Origin of the sequence: Streptomyces sp. NPDC090025, from assembly GCF_044748125.1 — a bacterium.
GTDB lineage: Bacteria > Actinomycetota > Actinomycetes > Streptomycetales > Streptomycetaceae > Streptomyces.
The window spans coordinates 247942-253960 of the sequence record NZ_JBIVFL010000007.1 but is presented as its reverse complement, the minus strand read 5'-3'; the positions used below and the strand labels follow the sequence as shown (position 1 = coordinate 253960).

Sequence of the window (6019 nt, the reverse complement as noted above, 5' to 3'; positions counted from 1 at the left end):
CCGCCTCTCACCGGCGCGGGGAACGTGGCGGCCTTCAGCCCCGACGGCCACACTCTCGCCACCGCGGGCGAGGACCAGGTGGTCCGGCTGTGGAACACCGCTGATCCCGCGCATCCCACGCCGCTCGGGCCGCCTCTCACCGGCGCGGGGAACGTGGCGGCCTTCAGCCCCGACGGCCACACTCTCGCCACCGCGGGCGAGGACCAGGTGGTCCGGCTGTGGAACATGACCGACCCCACCCACCCCTCGCCGCTCGGGCCGCCTCTCACCGGTGCCGGGTACCGGGCAGCTTTCAGCCCCGACGGTCACACTCTCGCCACAGCAGATTTCAACGGAACGATTCGGCTCTGGAACCTGCCCCGACTCGTCCTGACCGGTCACACGGCATCCGCCGAGACATTGGCCTTCAGCCCTGACGGCCGCACCCTCGCCACGGCGGGTGAGGATCGGGTGGTCCGACTCTGGAACACCTCCGACCCCACACGCCCCATGCCGCTCGCGACAGCCCTCGTCGGCCACCGCCGTACGATCCGCTCCGTCGCGTTCAGCCCCGACGGCCGCACCGTCGCCAGCACCGGGGACGACCTGACCGTACGGCTCTGGAACACCCAAGGCCCTGCTCGCGGCACGCCATCACACGGACACGACATCGAAGCCGTCGGCACATCGGTGGCGTTCAGCCCCGACGGCCACACCCTCGCCACCGCCGACACCGAGCTCTGGAGCGCAGCGGGTCTCGCCCGCCTCAAGCCGTTGGCAGTGCCCGAAGCCGACGGCCTGAGCACGTCGGTGGCGTTCAGCCAGGACGGTCGCCTCCTCGCCACCGCCAAACAGGACGCGACTGTCTCGCTGACGAACGTCGCCGACCCCCGGCGGCCCCGGCGGCTGGCTGTTCTGGAGGGCCATGAGCAAGCTGTACGAACGGCCGCCTTCAGCCCCGACGGCCATCTGCTCGCCAGCGGCGGAGACGACCGAACCGTGCGACTGTGGGACGTCACCGATGCCGACCGTCCTGCCCTGGCCGCACCGCCGCTCACCGGTCACAGCGGCGCCGTCCGTGCGGTTGCCTTCAGCCCGGACGGCCAGACCCTCGCCACCGCCAGCGACGACCGGACCGTCAGGCTCTGGGACATCAGCGACCCGGCCCATCCCACCTTGAGGGGCACTCCCCTCGCCGGTCACACCGGTCCCGTCACGGGGATGGCCTTCAGCCCCGACGGCCGCACCCTGGCGACGACAAGCGCGGATCGTACGGTCCGGCTGTGGATCATGGACCCCGAACAGGCCGTCCAGCGGATCTGCCGCACCATCGGCCCGCTCACCCGGGAGCAATGGCGACGCCATGTGCCCGGCCTCGCGTACCGGGCGACCTGCCCCGCGCGGTGAGCATCAGGCCGTCGGCCTGCGGATGACGGGTATCAGCGGATCGACGTCCGGGACCAGTCGGCGCGCAGTGCGGGTGGACCGGGTGAACAACCCCAACTGCCAGGCCCGCCGGATGATGTGCGTCCTGGAACGCGCGCCCACCTTCGCTCTCAGCCGTTCGTCCAGCTCGTACAGCGTGCTCAGGGGTATCGACGCGTCGACAGCCAGCTGCCGCTGGAACGTGCCTCGGGCGTAGGCGAACAGCACTCTTCGCTCCAGGGGGCGGAGGCGAGGCGGCGGCTCGTCCGCGCGTCGTGGCAGGGGGAAGGGCGCGTGCAGGTAGGTGGTGTGGACGACAGCCGTCCGCCGGGCGGGGCAGCGCAGCCTTCTGGCCGAGGAGGCCAGCAGATAGCGCAGCCGCTCGGGCGAGGTCCCCATCGCGGCCGCGACCCGGGCGTGGGTGTCGCCGAGCGCGACCAGCGTGATCAGCACCCGCCGGTCCAGGGTCAGAAACCTCGCCGACGCGAGTGCCTCGGCCTCGGCGGCGGGGACCCGCTGAGCGAGAACGTGCCGGAGATCGAGGCCGGTGCCGGGTTCGGTGCGAGATGCGGACATCGGGTTCCTTTGCTGCGCCGGTTCTGCGGTGTCAGTGTGAGCAGGGCCGGGAAGGCGTGCCCGCATCGGCAAGTCCTGCCCGCCGGAGGACGCCTCGCCGATCCTTCTCGGGAGGTATCCGCGAGGTGAATCGAGCACCCGTTCCCGGCCCGCCGCGGGCCTGCACCGGCCGTGGGGGGTGAGCCGGTGCAGGCCGTGGAGCAGAACATACGGCTCTTCCGGGGCCATGACGTTGTCCGGCATCGGGACCTCGGAATCGGACAACGGGTGCCGGACAACGACCCCCGGACCAGGGGGAAATGGTCGGCGGCACGATGGCGGCCCGGCTGTCGCGGGGATCGCCCCCCTCGTGTGGGTCGTACGGGGCATGAGGTGGGCGATGCCCGCGCCCGGGCCGACCTGCCGCAGCTGATGGACACGGGACGGACACGTCGCCAGAGCTCCGTCCGGCTTTCCGCCGGAGCGGGCGACGAGGTCCCGGTGGGGCCGCCGTGGACCGGACGCCCGGCTCTCGGCCGGGCGGAGGTGCTTCGTTTGTTCAGAGCTCGTTGTCCGGTGACAACTTTCCGACACCGGACGAGGCGGGGTGACCTAGAACCGGTGTTGCGACGGACCTACCGACCCGCGGCCGTGAGCCCTTTGCCGGCCCGGGGGAGTCGCTCACCCAGATCCCCGAAGAAGGTATGGAGAGCCGTGCAGAGACTTTTCGATTTCGCGGTGGCCGCACGAGACCGGGCCGCGGAGCTGACACCGCTGCGGCGATTCGTCGAGACCCACAGCGTGCTCAAAGCCATGGGGAACCTCGCCGGGCGCGCGGTTCTGGATCTCGGCTGCGGCAGCGGGCAGTACGCCCGGCTCTTCCGTGCCGAGGGCGCGGGGAGGGTCGTGGGCCTGGATTCGTCGAAGCCCATGGTCGAGTACGCCTCCCGCTGGGAGGCACGCGTACGATCCGGCATCACCTACCTCTGTGGCGACGCCGCCGGGACGAGCCGGGAAGCCGGCCCCGGCCCGCTGCGCGGCTTCGACCTGGTGACCGCCGTGTACCTGCTCCCCGACGCCTCCTGCGAGGAGGAGTTCGCCGCTTTCTGCGCGACCGCCCGGCAGGCTCTCGCACCACGGGGCGGACGGTTCGTCGCGGTGACCCTCAACCCCGATTTCGCCACCTGTCCCCAGTGGTACTGGGACTACGGGCTGACACTTCACACCGATCAGCCCGCGGAGGAAGGTGCCTCGGTGCTGCTGACGACCCTGATGGGAAACCACGTGGTCCAGTGGACGGCGCACCGGTGGTCGGTCGCGGCGCAGGAACGAGCGCTGCGGCGAGCAGGGTTCAGTACCGTCGACTGGTCGTGCCCCGAAGTGTCGGCGGCGGGCCGTGAGCGGCTCGACAACGGTTTCTGGGCCAACTACCTCACCCGCCCGCACAGCCTGATCGTCGAGGCCGTCGCCGAACCGGGTGTCGGACCGTTCCGTACGGACCCGCGGTCGCGTCCGGGCACTCCGGCGGCAACCGCCGTCCCGGCGCTGTCGAGGGGATTCCTGCACGGCGGCCGATTCGGATCGCCGGTGCCCAGCCGCGGACGCGCCGCGGGGCGGAGCGAGTCCGGAGAAGGGGATCGAGCCGACGGGCCTCCGGGCCTGCCGAGGAGCGGGCCCCCGGTGGACCTACCGCCCTCGCACCCTTTCTCCGGCGGTGCGCTATGACGGACAAGGCGATACGGAGTCCCGAAGGTTCCCGCCCCGACGGGCGGCCCGGCGGCTCCCGGGTGCCGGCTGCGGCGGCCGACGCACCCGCTCTGCGCAAGCGGCCACGGCTGACCGCGCCGTATCCGGAGGTCTTTTACCTCGTCCGTCGCCGCGAGGCGGTGCGCGAGGCCCGGCGTGCGGTGCGGGGTCTGCTGTCCCGCTGGAGGTTCGGTCCGGAGGGACTGTTCCGGGTGGAACTGATCGTCAGCGAGCTGCTGACCAACGCCTTCCGGTACGCGCGGCCGAGCGCCGGACGTGGGATCGGCCTGCAGGTCACCAGGGGCCTGGAGGGCGTCCTCATCGAGGTCGAGGACGCAGGGAGCGCGAAGGCCTCCATGTTCGATGCCCGTTCGGTCGGTCTGTCGGCGGACGAGGACTCGGAACACGGACGGGGGCTCCTGCTCGTCGCGCAGCTCAGTGAGGGGTGGGGCTGGCGCAGACTCGGCAACGGCCACAACTCGGTCTGGGCCCTCGTCGGCGGGGAGGAGGCCGAGGTGGGTGCCGGGCTCGCGGAGGGCCGGACGGGCGGAACCTCGTACGACCCGGTTCGAGAGCGGCGGACGAATCCCTGAGGGGCGCGCTCACCCGTAGGACAGGTCCGCACAGGCGTCGTCGGCGGCTGTGCGGGCACCGTCGGGCAGGCTCGGGGGAGTGGCGGCGGGTGGCCGTGGGGCCCGGTGGTCCTGGCCCAGGATGACCGTGATCTCCGGGCCGCCGGCTTCCTCCAGACGCGCTCCGGGGAGGAGTTGGGCGACGGTGTGTGCCTGGGCCGCGAGCCCCGGCGGGTGGGTGATCACGGTGGTGGTACGGGGGCGACGCGGGGCGTTGGCCGTACGGGTGACGGTGAAGCCGTGATCGGCGAGGAGCCGGGACGCCCGGGCGGCGAGCCCGGGGGTGGTCGTGCCGTTGAGGACGGCGACCCGCGTTCCGGCACCGATGACCGTGCGAGTGGTGTCCGGCGACGGATCGGCCCGTGACGGTGAGGGGGACGGTTTCAGCGGGCGGTCGTTCTTCAGGGCGCTCCACAGGGCGTCGGCATCCGGCTGGACGATCGCCACCCGGTTACCCGCGTACCGCCAGGGGAGCGTCACGAACGTGGTGTCGCGCAGCTCGATGTCCCGCAGCGAGCCGGCGAACGAGATGAGCTTGTCCGCCGAGCCGAGTCCGGGGTCGACGGCCAGCGACTCGGTGGCGGCCTCCGCCAGGGGAAGCAGCCGGGTGGGGGTCAGCCCGTCCGTCTTGAGCTTCCTGATCAGGGCTGCGACGAAGGCTTGTTGGCGTTTGATCCGGCCGATGTCGGAGCCGTCGCCGATGCCGTGGCGGATACGCACGTAGTCCAGGGCCCGCTGCCCGGCGACCTCCTGCCGGCCTTTGGCCAGGACCAGTTCGCCGCGGGTGGTGCGGCTCGGATCGAGGTCGCGCTGGTAGACGTCGCGCGGCACACAGACGGGCACACCACCGACGGCCTCGGTCAGTTTCGCGAACCCCTTGAAGTCGACGACGACGGTGTGGTCGACCCGCAGCCCGGTCAACCTCTCCACGGTGTTCTGGGTGCACGCGGGATTGCCCCGGGGCTGCTCCCCGACCGCGTACGCGGCGTTGAACATCGCGTCGGCCCGCGGGCGGGTCCAGGTGCCGTCGGGCAGCTTGCACGCGGGGATGGTGACGAGGGTGTCGCGGGGGATCGACACGGCGGTCGCGTGCCTGCGGTCGGCGTTGATGTGCAGCAGCAGCGTCGTGTCGGAGCGGCCCACGTCGTCCTCGGCACCGCCGCCCAGCCCGCTGTTGCCGCCGGTACGGGCGTCTGAACCGATGAGGAGGATGTTCTGCCCCTTCGCCGGACCCGGCGAAGGACGGTCGCCGGCGACGCCGTCGGCGCCGAACGTCTCGATCGCACCCTCGAACCTGACGAAGAGCCAGCCGGCGACCGCGCCCGCGAGAAGCGCGGGTACGCCCAGCACGACGGCGAGCGTGATCCACGCCCGGCGGCGCAGGCGGCGCCGGGCCAGGGCCCGGGAGCCGCCCGCCCGCCGTGCTGACGCGGCCGTGCGCCTCGCGCCCGCTTTCCGACGCCGTCCTCGTACGGGAGCGGACCTCACTTGCGCTCCTCGCCCGGCGGGGTCCCGTCCTGCCGCATCGCCTTCGCCTCGCTGTTGAGGATTCTCAGCGACTGGCCCAGGGCCCGCGCGGTGTCCGGCAGCTTCTTCGATCCGAAGAGCACGACGACCACCAGGGCCACGATGAGCAGGTGCCACGGGTGCAGGGCGTTCGCGAGCATGTCGGGCGCTGCCTC

The 6019-nt window shown here is 72.1% G+C and carries 5 protein-coding genes and 1 pseudogene; 3 read left to right on the top strand and 3 right to left on the bottom strand.

What is annotated here, in order from left to right:
* Window positions 1-24: 24 nt before the first annotated feature.
* Window positions 25-1386, top strand: a complete 1362-nt coding sequence (locus ACIPXM_RS19065; protein ID WP_401656924.1) for a WD40 repeat domain-containing protein — start codon at window positions 25-27, stop codon at window positions 1384-1386.
* 3 nt (window positions 1387-1389) lie between these two features.
* Here ACIPXM_RS19065 and ACIPXM_RS19060 read toward each other — a convergent pair whose 3' ends face one another.
* Window positions 1390-1980 carry a hypothetical protein gene (locus ACIPXM_RS19060; protein ID WP_401656682.1) on the bottom strand — a complete coding sequence of 197 codons (591 nt, stop codon included), beginning with the start codon at window positions 1978-1980 and terminating at the stop codon, window positions 1390-1392.
* Window positions 1981-2610: 630 nt separating this feature from the next.
* Between ACIPXM_RS19060 and ACIPXM_RS19055 the strand changes: the two genes are divergently transcribed.
* Together ACIPXM_RS19055 and ACIPXM_RS19050 are read left to right on the top strand one after the other, a co-directional pair.
* Window positions 2611-3684 carry a class I SAM-dependent methyltransferase gene (locus ACIPXM_RS19055; protein ID WP_401656680.1) on the top strand — a complete coding sequence of 358 codons (1074 nt, stop codon included), beginning with the start codon at window positions 2611-2613 and terminating at the stop codon, window positions 3682-3684.
* Entirely contained in the window at window positions 3681-4298 is a 618-nt protein-coding gene (locus ACIPXM_RS19050; protein ID WP_401656678.1) for an ATP-binding protein, read from the top strand. Before ACIPXM_RS19055 ends, ACIPXM_RS19050 begins: the two co-directional genes overlap by 4 nt.
* A 9-nt stretch (window positions 4299-4307) precedes the next feature.
* Here ACIPXM_RS19050 and ACIPXM_RS19045 read toward each other — a convergent pair whose 3' ends face one another.
* Both ACIPXM_RS19045 and tatA read right to left on the bottom strand, forming a co-directional pair.
* The gene (locus ACIPXM_RS19045) at window positions 4308-5825 is read right to left on the bottom strand and encodes an LCP family protein (protein WP_401656676.1); all 1518 of its coding nucleotides are present in this window, start codon (window positions 5823-5825) and stop codon (window positions 4308-4310) included.
* An 11-nt stretch (window positions 5826-5836) separates the two neighbouring features.
* Window positions 5837-6004: pseudogene (tatA, locus tag ACIPXM_RS19040) on the bottom strand (Sec-independent protein translocase subunit TatA); the annotation flags it as partial.
* Between the last annotated feature and the right edge of the window lie 15 nt (window positions 6005-6019).

Coding starts and splice junctions, on each gene's coding strand:
- ACIPXM_RS19060 (WP_401656682.1), bottom strand. CDS start 1,980: ATGTCCGCATCTCGCACCGAACCCGGCACCGGCCTCGATCTCCGGCAC.
- ACIPXM_RS19050 (WP_401656678.1), top strand. CDS start 3,681: ATGACGGACAAGGCGATACGGAGTCCCGAAGGTTCCCGCCCCGACGGG.